Genomic DNA, 15876 nt, shown 5'->3' on the forward strand with positions numbered 1-15876 from the left:
CGCGTCCCGGACTCGGCTCAGCCGCGACCGGCCCGGCGCGGGAAGACCACCGTGGTCAGCCCGACGGCCGCCACGATGATGCCCACGCACCACAGCCCGCCGATCCAGCCGGCGGATCCGGCCGCGTCGCCGGCGAGCAGCGCCCGGGCGGCATCGATGATCGGCGTCATCGGCTGATGGGCGGCGAATCCCTGCAACCAGTCCGGCATCGTCTCCACCGGCGCGAAGCCCGAGGAGATGTAGGGCAGGAAGAGCAGGATGAAGCCGTAGCCGCCGGCGGCCTCGGCCGATCCGGCCAGCAGCCCGATGAGGGTGAACACGCAGGTGACCGCGAGGATCCACAGCGCGATGAGCCCCAGGGCGGCCGCCAGCTGCGGCAGGTCGGCCGCGGGGCGGAAGCCCAGGAGCGCCGCGAGGCCGAGGACCACGGCGGTGGCCGTCAGATTCCGCGCCATCGAGGAGACGACGTGTCCCAGCAGCACGGTCACCGCTGGGAAGGGCATGGTGCGCAGCCGGTCCATGAGCCCAGTGGTCAGATCATTGCTGACGACGACGGCAGTGTGGGAGGCCCCGAACCCCGCCGTGGTCAGGGCGATGGCCGGCAGCACATAGGCCAGATACTCCTCGCGCCCGGCGGACTCGCCGACGGCCATCGCCTCTCCCATGACGAAGACGAAGATCAGCATCAGCATCACGGGGAGCAGCACGGCCATGAGCATCGACTCGACGTCGCGCGAGGCGTGTCGCAGGCTCCGTCGGCTGACGATGCCCAGCGCGGAGATCAGCCCTGCTCCTCCGGGACGGCCGGGGTCCGGGCGGACGGCGGTGGAGGTCGGTGCGGTGTTCTGCGGCGGACGCGGCCCAGCGCCGTCGGGTGCGTCGGCGGATGCCGCGGCGGGCTCCGTGCGGGTCATGCCAGCACCTCCTGATTCCGATCCTGATTCGGGTCCTGGTGCCGGTCGTCGCGGGCGGGCCCTCCGGTGAGCGTCAGGAACACCTCGTCGAGGCTCGGGCGCCGGACGAGCACCGATGCCTGCGGGGAGACCTCGGCGACGTCGGCGAGCTGACGGGCTACGTCGGCGGCGTCGCCGCGGGTGGGGATCTCTTCGACGAGCCGGCCGGCCGCGTCATGCAGCTCGATCGTCGAGCCGCCGACACGCTCCTTGAGCTCGGCGGCGGTGCCGCCGGCGACGATCCTGCCGCCGTGCAGCACCACGATCCTGTCGGCGAGCACGTCCGCCTCGTCCAGGTACTGCGTGGTCAGCAGGACCGAGGTTCCGGCCGCGGCCAGCGCTCTGATCTCCTCCCAGAGCGCCTGGCGACTGCGCGTGTCCAGACCCGTCGTCGGCTCGTCGAGGAGGATCAGCCGCGGATCGGCGATCAGACTGGCGGCGAGATCGAGCTTGCGCCGCATCCCGCCGGAATAGGTCGCCGCGCGTCGGCGGGCCGCCGAGCCGAGGTCGAAGCGCTCGATCAGCTCCGCGGCCCGACGTCGCGTGGTCGCGCGCTCGAGCCCGAAGAGCCCTCCGAGCATCTCCAGATTCTCGATGCCGGTGAGCTGGCCGTCGAGCGCGGCGTGCTGTCCGGTCAGCGTGATCATCGACTGCAGTCTCCGGCGGTCCCGCACGGGGTCGAGGCCGAGCACCCGGACGCGGCCGGCGTCGGGTCGGAGGAGCGTGGACAGGATGCTCACCAGCGTGGTCTTGCCGGTTCCGTTCGGCCCGAGGAGCGCATGCACCCCGGGCGGCAGGCTCAGGTCCAGGTCCCGCAGGACCGGCTGCGAGGCGAAGCTCTTCGAGAGGCCTGAGATCTCGACGAGCCGCTCATCTGCGTAAGACATACACAGAGTATGACACACACTGTTTATCTAGTACACAATCCATCGAGGAGATGTCGACAGTGGGAGGATGGAAGCATGGCAGAGAGCACAGAGACCGGACTGCCGCGCGCCGTCGCCATCGCCTGGGGCATGCAGGAGGTGCCGCAGCGCGGACCGAGCCGCGGGCTGAGCCACGAGCGCATCGTCGCCGCCGCCGTCGAGATCGCCGACGCCGACGGCCTGCCGGCGGTCACCATGCAGGCGGTGGCGAAGTCTCTGGGCTTCACGACCATGTCCCTCTACCGCTACGTCTCGTCCAAGGATGAGCTTCTGCGGCTCATGCAGGACGCCGCGCTCACCGTGCCGGAGACGGTCCGCCTGGACGAGGACTGGCGGACCGCCCTGCACCAGTGGGCCGGACTGATCCGCGACGCTTACCGGGCCCACCCCTGGGCCCTGTCGATCCCCCGCGACCAGACGTCGGTGCTGATGCCGAACACGATGCGCACCGTCGACGTCGCGCTGGCGGCGATGCGCGACCTGGCGCTCGACGACGCGGAGAAGCTGGGGACCATCATGGTCATCTCTCAGCACGCAGCCGGCATGGTGGAGCTGGAGCTGTCGCTGAACGACGCCGGCACCCTGGCGATCACCGCCGAGGGAGCGGAGATGCTGGGCGAGGTCGTCACCGCCGAACGGCACCCCCACCTGCGGGCTCTGATGGCCCGCGGTCACTACGTCCCGCTCGGGGGTCCCTCCCGCGATGCCGACGGAGGAGCCGACGACGCCGGCGCGGACGGCGCTGTCCCCCCGCCGGCCGAAGACGTCGACGAGGAGTACACCTTCGGACTGGATCTGCTGCTCGACGGGCTCGCGGCCCGCGCCGAGGACCGCTGACGACGAGACCCTCCGGCCCCGACCGCGATACACTCAGCTCCATGGGTATCCAGCACGCCATCCAGACCATCGCCGCGGCCCGTCCCCGCACGGGCCGCGCGGCGATGCGCAGCTGACCGCCTCCGGTCTGCCGACGTGACCGCTCTGCGTCGCGTCGCGCCTGCTGCCCCCGCCGCATCCAGCTGACTGTCGAGCTGGGCGGCACCTCGTGCTGCCCGGGTGGTTCCATCCTCCCGGAGGTCTTCCCTTGCACACCTATGCCCATGGCCGGCATGAGCACGGCCAGAACTTCCTCACCGACCCGCGGACGATCCGTTCAGTGGTCGACCTGGTCGCCCGCACTCAGGGTCCGATCCTGGAGATCGGCGCCGGCGACGGCGCGCTGACTCTGCCGATGCAGCGACTCGGCCGCCCGCTGACCGCCGTCGAGATCCACGCACCGACCGCCCGCAGACTCCGCGCCCGGGCGGGGCGCGGGACCCGGGTGGTCGAGGACGACGCGCTGCGCCGGCCCCTGCCGGCCGACCCGCACGTCGTCGTCGGCAATCTCCCCTTCCACCTGACCACGGCGATCCTGCGCCGTCTGCTCCACGACGCCGTCTGGAGCGAGGCGGTGCTGATCACCCAGTGGGAGGTCGCGCGCCGTCGCGCCGGCGTCGGCGGGTCCTCGCTGATGACCGCCCAGTGGGCCCCGTTCTACGCCTTCGACCTCGCCGGACGCGTCCCCGCCGCGGCGTATCGTCCCCGGCCGAGCGTCGACGGCGGGATCCTCACCGTCCGGCGGCGCGGCACGCCGCTGGTGGACTGGCATGAGCGGAAGCCCTACCAGTCCTTCGCACATGCGGTGTTCACCGGGTCCGGCCGCGGCCTCGGCCAGATCCTGCAGCGTCGGCTGGGGCAGTCACGGCATGCCGTCGGCCCGCTGCTGGGAGCAGTCGGCGTGCGGCGGGACGCGCTGCCGACGCGCCTGACGCCGCAGCAGTGGGCCGGGCTGTGGCGCGCGATGCGCTGAGGATCGCGCGCCGAACGTCCCATCACCCGTCGAACGGGGGATTCCTCGGGGTGCTGCGCCGACATCGCGCCGCACACCCCGAGAGATCCCCCGATCGGTGCGCTGGTCGGGGCTCTCGCCGGCGGCTCAGCCCTGCCGGAAAGCCGCGATGCGGTCCAGACCCTGCGCCACCGTCTGCGGGCCCGGCGCCAGCGAGAGCCGCACCCATTCGTGGCCGCCGACCGGGTCGAAGTCGGTGCCGGGCACGACGGCGACGCCGGCCTGCTCCAGCAGCTCCCGGCAGTACGTGGGCGAGTCGCCGAAGACCTCGAGCTGCTCGCCGAGATGCGCGTAGACGTAGAAGGCGCCGTCGGCCGGGGCGACCTCGCCCCAGCCCAGCTCGTCCAGCCGGTCCAGCACCTGCTGCCGCGCGGCGGCGTAGTGGTCGACCTGCGCGGCGGCGAAGGCCATCGATTCCGCGCCGAAGGCTTCGACGGCGGCCAGCTGCGAGCCGTGCGGCGGGCACAGCGTGACATTGCCGGCCAGCCGCGAGACGGGATCGATCAGATGCTCGGGCAGCACCGCCCAGCCCAGCCGCCAGCCGGGCATGCCCCAGTACTTGGAGAACGAGGAGACCACGACGGCCTCGTCGGTGACCTCCAGCGCGCTGACCGCCTGCTCGCCGAAGCTGATGCCGTGGTAGATCTCGTCGCTGACCAGCTGCACTGCATGCTCCCGGCACCATCCTGCAAGAGCAAGGAGCTCCTCGCGCGGGATCATCGTGCCGGTGGGGTTCGCCGGCGAGGCCAGGATCAGTCCGGCCAGCGGCGCCTCGGCATGGGCGGCCTCGAGCTGGGCGACGGTCGGCTGGAAGCGCTCCGCCGGCCCGCAGTCCAGGTCCACGACCTCGACGCCGAGGCTGGTGAGGATGTTGCGGTAGGCCGGATAGCCCGGACGGGCCAGCGCGACGCGGTCGCCGACGTCGAAGGCGGCCAGGAAGCTCAGCAGGAAGGCGCCCGAGGAGCCGGTGGTCACCGCGACGCGTCCGGGATCGACGGCGGCGCCGTACCAGGCGGCGCAGTGGGCGGCGATCGCCTCGCGCAGCGGCCGCACGCCCAGCGCGGCGGAGTAGTTCAGCACCGTCTGCTCGGCGTGGACGGCCTCGGCGGCGCGGTGGACGGCCGGCGGGGCGCCGGAGCCGGGCTCGCCGGCGGTCAGCGAGACGACGTCGCGGCCGGCGGCGCGCATCGCGTCGATGCGCGCCAGCACGGACATCACCTCGAAGCCGGGCACCTGCGAACGCTGGGAGGGTTCCATGCCCGCCAGCCTATCGGCCGCCCGGTCGCGCCGCCTCGGGAGAGCGCCCCCGGAACCGCATTCAGAGCAGCCCTCAGAGCACTCCCCTCAGAGCAGCCCTCAGAACGGGTAGGACGCGATCTCCGAGCGCATCGTCAGCCACTGCACCTCGGTGAAGGCCTCGAGGTTCGCCGTGGCTCCGCCGATCCGCGAGCCGTTGCCGGAGTCTCCCACGCCGCCGAAAGGCGCGTTGGACTCGTCGACGACGGTCTGCTCGTTGATGTGGACCTTCCCCGAGGGCACGCGGTCGGCGACCTGCATCGCGGCGCCGACGTCGCCGAGCACGCTCAGCGAGAGCCCGTACTCGGTGTCGGCGGCGAGCTCGACGGCCTCGTCGATCGTGGAGAAGCTCGCCACCGGAGCGACCGGTCCGAAGATCTCCTCGCGCCAGGCGCGGTTCTCTCGGCCGACCCCGGTGAGCACGGCCGGTCGGATGCAGGGGCCCTCGACGTCGCCGCCGGCCACCAGCTCGGCGCCGCCGGCCACGGCGTCGTCGATCACGGAGACGACGTGCTCGCGCTGGCCGGCGTCGATGATCGGCCCGAGCGCGACGTCCTGGCTGGCCGGGTCCCCCACCGGCAGATTCCGCGCGCGCTCGGCCAGCGCGGCGACGTACTCGTCGTGCAGCGACTCATGGACCAGGTGCCGGCCGGTGGTCATGCAGATCTGCCCCTGATGCAGGTAGGAGCCGAAGGCCGCGGCGGAGGCCGCCGCCTGCACGTCGGCGCCGGGGAGCACGATCATCGCGTTGTTGCCGCCGAGCTCCAGGTGGGCGCGCTTGAGCAGCCGTCCGCACGTCTCGCCGATGCGACGGCCGGCGGCGGTGGAGCCGGTGAAGGCGACGACGTCGACCTCCGGGGCCTCGACGACGGCGGCTCCGACGTCGGCACCGCCGGGCAGCAGCTGCAGCACGCCCGGCGGGACCCCGGCCTTCTCGAAGAGCCGCATGAGCACCACGCCGCCGCTGACCGCAGTCCGCGGATCCGGCTTGAGCAGCACTGTGTTGCCCAGGGCCAGCGCGGGGGCGACCGCACGGATCGAGAGGATCAGCGGGAAGTTGAACGGGGCGATCACGGAGACCACGCCGGCGGGGCGGCGCCGGGCGAAGGACCAGCGCTGGTCCTCGGTGGCCAGCACCTCGCCCTGCGGCAGATGCGGCAGGGCCGCGGCGTCGAAGCATTCGTCGGCGCCCACCCGGGTCTCCAGCTCGGCCTTCGGACGGATCGCACCGCTCTCCCGGATGATCCAGTCCTGGATCTCGGCGGCGTGCTCCTCGAGGAGCAGCCCGGCGGTGCGCAGCACGGCGGCCCACTCCCCCGGGGTCCGAGCGGCCCACTCGCCCTGTGCGGCGCGAGCGTCAGCGGCTGCGGCGGTCGCATCCTCGGCGGAGGCCATCCCCACAGTGCCCAGCTGCTCGCCGCTGGCGGGGGCGACGACGTCATGCGTGCCTCCGCCGCCGGGCGTCCAGCTCCCACGGTGGATCGACGATGACCAGACGGCGGCGTCCAACAGTCCCATAGTCTCCTCCTCCGTCGAGCTCGACCGCAGGCGCCGCGGGGAGCCCGGCTCTCAGTCCTCGGCGGCGGCCAGCTGACCGCAGGCGCCGTCGATCTCCTTGCCGCGGGTGTCGCGCAGCGTGGTGGGCACGCCCAGCTCCTCGAGCCGGTTCACGAACGCCCGCATGACCTCCGGCTCCGACGACGTCCAGATGGATCCCGGAGTGGGGTTCAGCGGGATCGGGTTCACGTGGACCCAGCCGCGGCCGCGGGCGTTGAGCTTCTCGGCCAGCAGCTCGGCGCGCCAGGGATGGTCGTTCATATCCTTGATGAGCGCGTACTCGATGGACACCCGGCGACCGGTGGTCTCGTAGTAGTAGCGGGCGGCGTCGATGGCCTCGTCGGCCTTCCACCGCGAGTTCACCGGGATCATGTCGTCGCGCAGCTCGTCGTCGGGGGCGTGCAGGCTCAGCGCGAAGGTGATCGGCAGGTTCTCGTCGGCGAGCTTGCGGATCGCCGGGACCAGCCCGACGGTGGAGATCGTGATACCGCGGGCGCTCATCCCCAGCCCCTCGGGCGCCGGGCCGACCATGCGGCGCACGGCGTTCATCACGCGCTTGTAGTTGGCCAGCGGCTCGCCCATGCCCATGAAGACGATGTTCGAGACCCGCTGCGGGCCGGTCGCCGACGTCGACCCGTCGGAGGATGCGCCCGCCTGGCCCTGTTTGACGGCGCTGATCTCGGAGTCGCCGTCGGCCTCGGACGCCGTCTCGTCGGCGAAGGCGGTCTCCTCGCCGAGTCCGGCGTGGTCGGCCTCCTCGGCGACCTCGGCCGCCGTCGGCGCGTCCAGCTCGCCGGCGGCGATCGCCCGGTTCGCCTGCACGATCTGGTCGACGATCTCGGCGGCGGACATGTTGCGCGTCAGCCCGTTCTGCCCGGTGGCGCAGAAGGGGCAGTTCATCCCGCAGCCGCACTGCGAGGAGACGCACAGCGTGATGCGGTTCTTATAGCGCATCAGCACCGACTCGACCATCGCGCCGTCGAAGAGCCGCCAGAGGAACTTGATCGTGGCGCCGTCGTCGGTGGTCAGCCGGCGGACCTCGGTGAGCAGCGGCGGCAGGAACTCGCTCACCAGCTGCTCGCGGGTCTCGGCGGGCAGATCGGTCATCTGCTCCGGGTCGGCGGTGTAGTGCCGGAAGTAGTGCACCGAGAGCTGCTTGGCGCGGAAGCCGGGCAGGCCCATCTCCTGGGCCTTGGCCACCCGCTCCTCCATGGTGAGGTCGGCCAGGTGCTGCGGCGGCTGCTTGGCCTTCTTGGACTGGGCGAACTGCAGCTTCGGCCGCCCCTCGGCGTCGACGGGCTGCTCCCAGCCCTCCGCCTTCGGGCGGACCTGGGGACGCGACGCGTCGCCGTCACGGGTGGAGGAGTTCTTTGACGTAGCCATCCAGGCTAGTCTCCCATGCCATCGGAACGGCCCGACAAGCTCACCGACCGAGGGCAGGTCAGGCTCTTTCCCCGACGGGCACCTCCGAGGGCTCGTCACGCTCGGCCGCTGAGGCATCCTCGACAGGTCGAGCGGGCACTGTGCACAGCGAGCCGATGACGAGAGCGAGCAGCGCGAGCGGGAATGCGACGAGCGCGGAATTCACTCCCCCGCCGAAGATCTCCCAAGACACAGTCGCCACGCCGCCGGTCACCATGGACGCGACGGCACCGGCCGCGCTCACTCTCTTCCAGAACAGCGCCGCCAGCACCACCGGCGTCACCGCCGCTCCGTACATGGTGTAGGCATACAGCTGGAGATCCAACAGCGTGGGGAAGAACTGCACCAGGATGTAAGCGCAGATCGCAATGGCCACGACCGACACGCGAGCGGTGACGATCTGCTGTCGCGGCCCGTCGTCGGGCCGACCCCGCCGCGCCCGCTGGACCAAGTCATAGACAATGTTGCCGGAGCAGGTCAGCAGGTAGGACGAGCCAGTGGTGATGATGAGCGCGAGCGCCGCCACCAGAATCACTGCCCCGACGATGCCCGGGGTGAAGTCACCGGCCGCCAGCCCGAGCACGGCCATATCCGGGGCAGACCCCGGATTCACGATGGTGGCCGACGACGCGAGAAGAATGATGGGCACGATCATCAGCAGCCCGCCGAGGAAGAACAGGTAGCACGCACGCCGCGCCGTCGCAGGGGTCTTCGCCGCCGAGAGCCTCTGGTGCATGTTCTGGTCGCCCAGACACAGCAGGAACAGCGGGAGGAAGTATCCAAGGATCTGTACGGGTCCCAGAGGGCCTGTCATCGTGCTGAGGGCCGGGTCGAGCTGGTCCACATACCCGCCGACGCCTCCGACGTCCTCCACGAAGACCCACCCCAGGGCGAGACCGAGCCCGATGACGATGGTGATTGCAGAGAGGAAATCGGTCCAGGCCACAGACTTGAGTCCGCCGGCCAGAGCGAGAAAGGTGATCAGCAGGACGGCGACGACGGCCCCCTGGGCCTCACTCAACGGCGTGATGAGACTGAAGATGTAGCCGGCTCCCGTGAACTGGGTCGCGGCGATCCCCATGAAGGCGACGATCACGATCACCGTGCCGATCACACCAGTTGCCGGGCCGAATCGCGTGCGCAGCAGCTGTGGCACGGTGTGGAAGGACTTTCGGCGTACTTTCGCCGCGAGGCTCCCCAAGACCAGAGCGCCGACCAACGACCCCAGGAAGAAGAACACTCCTGGCAGCGGCCCGTTCTGAAATACGAAGCTCGCTCCCCCGATGATCGACCCCGATCCCACGAAAGTGGTGAGCATCGTGCCGGCGAGCACCCACGCTGGCAACGACTGCCCGGCCAGCACGAAATCTGTGCCGCTCTTCATCCGAGAGCGTCTGCCGAGCCATCCAGCGATGGCGATCATCATGATCAGGTAAGCGATGAGCACAGCGATGTTGACCACGATCCGGACACTCCTCGGGCAGAACGGTGATGCGCGACACATCAATAGTGGTCGCCATCACGCTTGCATGCAAATTACCTTGCATGCCCTGCGCTCGGAGCGGTGAGCATGGCACGGAGATCGATGATCCGGTCAGTCGGCGACGATTCCCATGCTCCGCCACAACGCTTCCACCTCTCGCAACGACGCTTCGGCGGTCGCTCGATCGCTGTCGGCCACCCCCGCCAGCAGCGCCTGCACCACCGAGACCGCCGGCACCGTCGACGGGAGTGAACCAGCCGACTCGCTGGGGACGGTGATCGACACATCGGCTCGCTGCGTCACCGGCGTCGTACGGTCACCGACGACGATCAGAGCCGCACCGCGGTCGGCGGCGAGCAGGGCAAGCTGATTTACGACCTCGGCCGTCTTCCAAATGTTGAACGACACGACGACGTCGCCCGGCCCGAGCGATCGGACGGCGGTCATCTGGGAGGACGCCGCCCCGACGTGCAGCATGAGATCGCAGCCGAGCAGCTGAGCTCCATGGGACAGCTGGGTAGCGGGGCCGGCGAAGCTGCCCGTCGCGAGCACGACGCCGCGTCTGGCCGTCCGGATCAGCTCGGCCCCCCGATCGATGCTCCGCTCATCCAACACCTCGGCCAGCGCACCCAGGGCGCGCATATCTCTCAGCACGGACCCGGCACCTCGCACCGCGTCGTCCTGCCTCCCGGAGCTGCTGAGCATCCGGTCAGCAGTCAACGTCGCCAGGTACTGCCCCCGATAGTCCAGGACGAAGGCCGGCCATCCCGAGAAGCCGAGGAACTGCGCAGTGCGCGTGACAGTGGCGACATTGACGCCCACGACGTCGGCAACCTGCTGTGCCGTCCGAAAAGCGCACTGATCAGGGGCCGCTCGGAGCTCCGCGACGACGCGCTCCGTCGCCGGCGACGGGCTACGACCGGTGACCAGCCGGTCGATCCAGGAGATGACAGTCTCACCCATTCTTGCAAGTCCCTTTGCATGCGGCTACGTTGATCGGACAGGCCATGCGGGGCGATCCGTCCCGGACGATCGAAAGGCTCTTCCATGCGACTCGACCGCTCAATCCGCACCATCACGAATACTCGCATCCTGGACCCTGAAACCGAGACCCTCTCGGAGCCCACCACCATCCGGATCTCCCACGATCGCATCGTCGGCATCGGCGGAGAAGCCCCCGCGGACCGCGACGCGGTGCTCGACGCCGAGGGAGGCATCGCATGCCCAGGCCTCATAGACGGACATGTCCATGTCCTGGCAGACACCGCCGATCTCGGACGGCTCGGCGAGACGCCTCCTTCGTACATCACAGCCACCGCCATCAACTCCATGCAGGATGCTCTCCGACGTGGGTTCACGTCGATGCGCGACGCCGGAGGTGCTGACTTCGGGCTCGCCAGGGCCTCCGAGGAGGGCCTCATCACGACTCCGCGCCTGTTCTACGGAGGAAAAGCACTCTCCCAGACGGGCGGCCACGCCGATATGCGCGCGCCGGGCACGGCTGTGATGGATCATCATCAATGCTGCCCTCATCTGGGCGTCGTATGCGACGGGGCCTCCGAGGTGCGCAGAGCCGCCCGCAATCAGCTGCGCACCGGGGCGCATCACATCAAGCTGATGCTCTCCGGCGGCGTCGCGTCCCCGACCGACCGCGTCGACTCGACACAGTTCTCCGACGACGAGATCCTAGCTGCCGTCGAAGAAGCTGAAGCCGCCAACCGTTACGCACTCGGTCACGCATACACTGCCCGCGCGATCAATCGCGGACTCCGTCTGGGCGTGCGATCCATCGAGCACGGCAACCTCCTCGACCAGGAGAGCGTCCGCCTGCTGCGCGAGCACGATGCATTCCTCGTTCCGACGCTGGTGACCTACGAGAGGCTCCATGTCGACGGCGCCGCCAACGGGCTCCAGGCCGAGAGCCAGAAGAAGGTCGAAGACGTGCTGCACGCCGGCCTGGAAGCATTGAGACTGGCCGACGAGGGCGGAGTCAACATCGTCTACGGCTCGGACCTGCTGGGGGACATGCGCAGCTGGCAGAGTCATGAATTCGCCATCCGTGCACGGGTCCAGTCCCCGGGCGCCGTCCTGCGCTCCGCGACGACGACTGCTGCGCGCCTGCTCCAAGCTGAAGGAGAGCTGGGCACGATTTCCGAGGGCGCACACGCCGACTTGCTGCTCCTCGACTCGAATCCGCTCGAAGACGTCTCCACACTCAGCGAACCGGATTCCTCGATCCGGCACATCATCAGCCGGGGAGGCCTGCTGGCCGTGTGACCACTGCGTGCGGAACGGCGCGCATGGAGCGACGCGGCCCGGGCACGCCGCGTCGACGAGCCTGCCGCTGTCGAAGCGCGCTGGACCGGGCGCGTCGCGCGGACGAACCTCAGCGGCTCAGGCGCTGGCGCGGCCGCGCTTCCAGTAGCCCATGAAGGAGACCTGCTTGCGGCTCATCCCGACGTCCTTGACCAGGTGCCGCCGCATCGCGGTGATGACTCCGGCTTCGCCGGCCAGCCAGGCGTACTCGCGGAAGCCCTCGGGCTCGGCGACCTCCCAGAGCACCGCGTCGTCGTCGACGGTCGGCAGCTCGCCGGTCTCCGGCGCGCCGACGGCGTCGCGGGCCGGGCGGCACGCCGCGGCGCGCTCGGCGAAGATCTCGGTCCGGCGACGGCCCCAGTCCTGCACGGCGGCGGCGAGCAGCTCGCCGGGCTCGGCGCCGTCGCGGCCGTGCCAGTGCACCTGCACGCCGCAGCGGGCGGCCACCTCCAGCGCGTCGTCGCTGCTGGGCACCTCCAGGTGGGCCTCGCCGTGGATGCCGGCGGGCAGCTGCTCGAGGATCGCGCAGATCGCCGGGACGGCCGTCTCGTCGCCGGCCAGCAGCACGTCCTGCGCCGTGCCGGGGTTCCACTCGATGCCGCCGCCGGGCTCCTCGGAGCGGCCGTCGGGGCCGATGACGATCAGCGGGTCGCCGACGGCGACCTCGCTCGCCCAGGCCGAGGCCGGCCCCTCGGTGCCGTGGCAGACGAAGTCGACGTCGATCTCACGCGCCTCGGGACGGATCGCGCGGACGGTGTAGGTGCGGATGGGGTTGCGCTCGCCCTCGTCGAGCTCGCGCCAGCGGGTGTACCACTCCATCATCGACGGCGCCGGCTCGGCGAAGAGCCCGACGTCGGGGAAGCTGCCGTCGGCGCGCGGCAGGAAGAGCTTGATGCGCTGGTCGAGCCCGCCGGTGCCGAAGTGCACCAGCGACTCGTCGGCCAGCGTGACGCGCACGAAGTGCGGGCTGAGCACCTGCACGGCCGAGACGGTGGTGTCGAAGGCGGTGTAGGCCGGACGCGCGGCGGGGCGGGCGGCGTCGGCCCGGGTGCGACGGCCGGTGCGGGCCTCGGGCACCGCCTGCAACCGCCGCTCGGCGTCGGGCCGTGCGGACTCCTCGCGGGTCGTCTCCTCGACAGGCTGTGCGCTCATCGGGCCCTTTCCCCCGCACAGTGCGGCCGGTCCGACCTGTGCGGCGTGCTCGCCGGAGGCCGCGACGGCGGATCCGCCGCGGCGAGGCGCCCCGAACCGCAACACCGGTCTCACCCGGCCGGGTCAGGGACGCCTCACCAAACTAGCTCCATTTAGGACATGGCGCAATCATCTAAATCCGGGCGATGGCCTCGCCGCCGCCCGGGGCGGCTCAGTCCGAATGGGCCCGGAACCGGCGCAGCCGCAGGCTGTTGGCCACCACGGACAGCGAGGAGAGCACCATCGCCGCTCCGGCGAGCATCGGATTGAGCAGCCCGAGGGCGGCCAGCGGGATCGCCACCGTGTTGTAGAGGAAGGCCCAGAAGAGGTTGGACCGGATGGTGCTCAGCGTCCGCCGCGACAGCCGCACCGCGTCGGCGACGCTGCGCAGATCCCCGCGCATCAGGGTGATGTCGGCGGCGTCGATGGCGACGTCGGTGCCGGTGCCCATCGCCATCCCCAGATCCGCCTGGGCCAGGGCGGCGGCGTCGTTGACCCCGTCGCCGACCATCGCCACCGTCCGGCCCTGCCGCTGCAGCGCGGCGACGGCGGAGACCTTGTCCTCGGGCAGCGCCTCGGCGACGACGTCGTCGACGCCGACCTCCTCTGCGACCCGCCGGGCGGTGCCGGCGTTGTCGCCGGTGAGCAGCGTCGGGGCAAGTCCGAGCGCGCGCAGCTCGGCGACGGCGGCCGCCGAGTGGTCCTTCACCGCGTCGGCGAGGATCAGCACGCCGGCGAAGGCGCCGTCGACGGCGACCAGCACCGCCGTGCGACCGCGGGACTCGACGTCGGCCAGCATCGCCTCGACGTCCTCCGGGACGCCGACCTGCCGCTCGGCCAGGAAGGCCCGGCGGCCGACGGCGACCGCCCGGGACTCCACGAGGCCGGTCACCCCGCGCCCCTCGTGGTTGGCGAAGTCCTCCACCGCCGGCAGCGCGCCGATCCGGGTGCCGAGCGCATCGGCGGCGGCCGCCGTCACCGCCCGGGCGATGGGGTGCTCGGAGCCGGATTCCAAGGCGCCGGCCAGCCGGAGCAGCTCCCGCTCGCCGAGCTCGTCATGGGCGGAGTGGACCGCGGTCAGGCCCATCGTGCCGGCGGTGACGGTGCCGGTCTTGTCCAGCACGACGGCGTCGATGCCGCGCGAGGCCTCGAGCACCTCGGGCCCGCGGATGAGGATGCCCAGCTGGGCGCCGCGGCCGGTGCCCACCAGCAGGGCAGTGGGGGTGGCCAGACCCAGCGCGCAGGGGCAGGCGATGATCAGCACCGCCACTGCGGCGGTGAAGGCCTCCTCCGGCGACGCGCCGATGAGCAGCCAGGCGCCCAGGGTCAGCACGGCGACGGCGAGCACCACCGGCACGAAGACCCCGGCGATGCGGTCGGCGAGCCGCTGCACCTCGGCCTTGCCGGACTGGGCCTGCTCGACGAGACGGGCCATCTGCGCCAGCTGCGTGTCGGCGCCGACGCGCGTGGCTCGGACGACCAGCCGCCCGGAGGTGTTGACCGTCGCTCCGGAGACCAGACTGCCGGGCGAGACGTCCACCGGCAGCGATTCGCCGGTGAGCATGGACATGTCCACTCCGGAGACCCCGGCGACGACGACGCCGTCGACGGCGACCTTCTCCCCCGGGCGGACCACGAAGCGGTCGCCGACGGCCAGCTGCTCGACGGGGAGACGGACCTCCTCGTCGCCGCGCAGCACGGCGACCTCCTTCGCCCCCATCTGCAGCAGGTCGCGCAGCGCCGAGCCCGCGCGGCGCTTGGAGCGCTTCTCGAACCAGCGGCCGAGCAGCAGGAAGGTGGTCACGGCGGAGGCGACCTCGAAGTAGACCGCCGAGGTCGCCTCCGACTCGGCGGGGAAGAAGGTGAAGGCGTGGCGCATCGAGGCCTCGCCGGCGGAGCCGAGGACCAGCGCGTAGAGCGACCAGCCGAAGGCCGCCAGCGTGCCCAGCGAGATGAGCGTGTCCATCGTGGCCGCGCCGTGCCGGGCGTTGACCGCCGCGGCGCGGTGGAACGGCCAGCCGGCCCAGCCGACCACGGGCAGGCTGAGGACCAGCGAGGCCCAGCCCCAGTAGTCGTACTGCAGCGCCGGCACCATCGCCCAGGCGACGATCGGCACGGTGAGCGCCGCGGCGACGACGAGCCGGCGACGCAGTCCGCGCAGCTCGCGGTCGGTGCGGGCCTCGGCGCCGTCGCCGGTCTCATCCTGCGCCGGCGGGGCCGACGGCTCGGCCTGATACCCGGTCTTCTCCACCGTGGCGACGAGACGTTCGACGAGCGTCTCCCGGCCGTCGGGGGACGCCGCCTCGACGCGGGCCTTCTCGGTGGCGTAGTTGACCGAGGCGGTGACGCCCTCGAGGCGGTTGAGCTTCTTCTCGATGCGGCTCGCGCAGGAGGCGCAGGTCATCCCGCCGATCTCGAGCTCGACGGACTCGACGGGCTCGAGATCGGCGGGATCGGCGGGGTCGCGCTCCGCGGACCGGGTCTGCTCCGGATGCGTCGTCATGCCGCGCGGGCCGCCTGGTAGCCGGCCTCGTCCACGGCGGCGACGACGGCCTCGTCGGAGACTGCGGCGGCGTCGTCGATGCTGATCCGCAGCACGCCTTCGGAGGCGCTGACCGACTCGACGGTCACGCCCTCGAGCGCTTCGACCTCCTCGCGGACGGCGGACTCGCAGTGGCCGCAGGACATGCCGGCGACGGTGTAGCTCTGGACGGCGGACATGGGAACCTCCTGGATTCGGGGCGTCGGCGGCGGCCGGGATCACCGGACCGCCGTCTCGTCTCATCGCCAATATACCCCTGAGGGGTACACATGTATACCCCTGTCGGGTATCGTGGAGCACAG

Annotated in this window: 13 protein-coding genes; 3 read left to right on the forward strand and 10 right to left on the reverse strand. The window is 71.2% G+C overall.

The features are described from left to right. Positions 1-17: 17 nt before the first annotated feature. Both ABD652_RS10905 and ABD652_RS10910 read right to left on the reverse strand, forming a co-directional pair. A complete protein-coding gene (locus ABD652_RS10905) occupies positions 18-914 on the reverse strand; it encodes an ABC transporter permease (protein WP_344721224.1) in 897 nt (298 codons plus the stop codon). Further along, positions 911-1840: an ABC transporter ATP-binding protein gene (locus tag ABD652_RS10910; RefSeq protein ID WP_344721226.1), complete on the reverse strand. Its 930-nt coding sequence runs from the start codon at positions 1838-1840 to the stop codon at positions 911-913. The genes ABD652_RS10905 and ABD652_RS10910 overlap by 4 nt, the downstream gene beginning before the upstream one ends. A 75-nt stretch (positions 1841-1915) precedes the next feature. On the opposite strand from ABD652_RS10910, the gene ABD652_RS10915 reads away from it, so the two are divergent. Together ABD652_RS10915 and erm are read left to right on the forward strand one after the other, a co-directional pair. Then, complete coding sequence (locus ABD652_RS10915; protein ID WP_344721228.1) at positions 1916-2716, forward strand: TetR/AcrR family transcriptional regulator; 801 nt, start codon at positions 1916-1918, stop codon at positions 2714-2716. Between the two features lie 247 nt (positions 2717-2963). Then, a complete protein-coding gene (erm, locus tag ABD652_RS10920; protein ID WP_344721230.1) occupies positions 2964-3728 on the forward strand; it encodes a 23S ribosomal RNA methyltransferase Erm in 765 nt (254 codons plus the stop codon). Positions 3729-3854: 126 nt separating this feature from the next. On the opposite strand, the gene ABD652_RS10925 is transcribed toward erm, so the two are convergent. The 5 genes from ABD652_RS10925 to ABD652_RS10945 all read right to left on the reverse strand — a co-directional run bounded on the left by ABD652_RS10925 (position 3855) and on the right by ABD652_RS10945 (position 10488). Further along, a complete protein-coding gene (locus ABD652_RS10925) occupies positions 3855-5024 on the reverse strand; it encodes a pyridoxal phosphate-dependent aminotransferase (RefSeq protein WP_344721232.1) in 1170 nt (389 codons plus the stop codon). A gap of 99 nt (positions 5025-5123) precedes the next feature. Beyond that, positions 5124-6581 carry an aldehyde dehydrogenase family protein gene (locus ABD652_RS10930; RefSeq protein ID WP_344721234.1) on the reverse strand — a complete coding sequence of 486 codons (1458 nt, stop codon included), beginning with the start codon at positions 6579-6581 and terminating at the stop codon, positions 5124-5126. 51 nt (positions 6582-6632) lie between these two features. Beyond that, positions 6633-8003, reverse strand: coding sequence for a 23S rRNA (adenine(2503)-C(2))-methyltransferase RlmN (rlmN, locus tag ABD652_RS10935; protein ID WP_344721236.1), 1371 nt, complete (start codon positions 8001-8003; stop codon positions 6633-6635). 58 nt (positions 8004-8061) lie between these two features. After that, on the reverse strand, positions 8062-9504 hold the full coding sequence (locus ABD652_RS10940) for a sodium:solute symporter family protein (RefSeq protein ID WP_344721238.1): 1443 nt from the start codon (positions 9502-9504) through the stop codon (positions 8062-8064). A 132-nt stretch (positions 9505-9636) separates the two neighbouring features. Then, positions 9637-10488 carry a MurR/RpiR family transcriptional regulator gene (locus ABD652_RS10945; protein ID WP_344721240.1) on the reverse strand — a complete coding sequence of 284 codons (852 nt, stop codon included), beginning with the start codon at positions 10486-10488 and terminating at the stop codon, positions 9637-9639. A gap of 84 nt (positions 10489-10572) precedes the next feature. Between ABD652_RS10945 and ABD652_RS10950 the strand changes: the two genes are divergently transcribed. Further along, positions 10573-11802, forward strand: a complete 1230-nt coding sequence (locus tag ABD652_RS10950; protein ID WP_344721243.1) for a metal-dependent hydrolase family protein — start codon at positions 10573-10575, stop codon at positions 11800-11802. A 117-nt stretch (positions 11803-11919) separates the two neighbouring features. Here the strand turns inward: ABD652_RS10950 and ABD652_RS10955 are convergent, their stop codons facing one another. The 3 genes from ABD652_RS10955 to ABD652_RS10965 all read right to left on the reverse strand — a co-directional run bounded on the left by ABD652_RS10955 (position 11920) and on the right by ABD652_RS10965 (position 15753). After that, positions 11920-12993, reverse strand: coding sequence for a siderophore-interacting protein (locus ABD652_RS10955; protein WP_344721246.1), 1074 nt, complete (start codon positions 12991-12993; stop codon positions 11920-11922). Between the two features lie 211 nt (positions 12994-13204). Continuing rightward, a complete protein-coding gene (locus ABD652_RS10960; protein ID WP_344721357.1) occupies positions 13205-15436 on the reverse strand; it encodes a heavy metal translocating P-type ATPase in 2232 nt (743 codons plus the stop codon). Positions 15437-15531: 95 nt separating this feature from the next. Next, positions 15532-15753: a heavy-metal-associated domain-containing protein gene (locus ABD652_RS10965; protein ID WP_344721248.1), complete on the reverse strand. Its 222-nt coding sequence runs from the start codon at positions 15751-15753 to the stop codon at positions 15532-15534. Positions 15754-15876: the final 123 nt, after the last annotated feature.

This window comes from Nesterenkonia halobia, from assembly GCF_039536005.1.
In the GTDB taxonomy this organism is placed as follows: domain Bacteria; phylum Actinomycetota; class Actinomycetes; order Actinomycetales; family Micrococcaceae; genus Nesterenkonia; species Nesterenkonia halobia.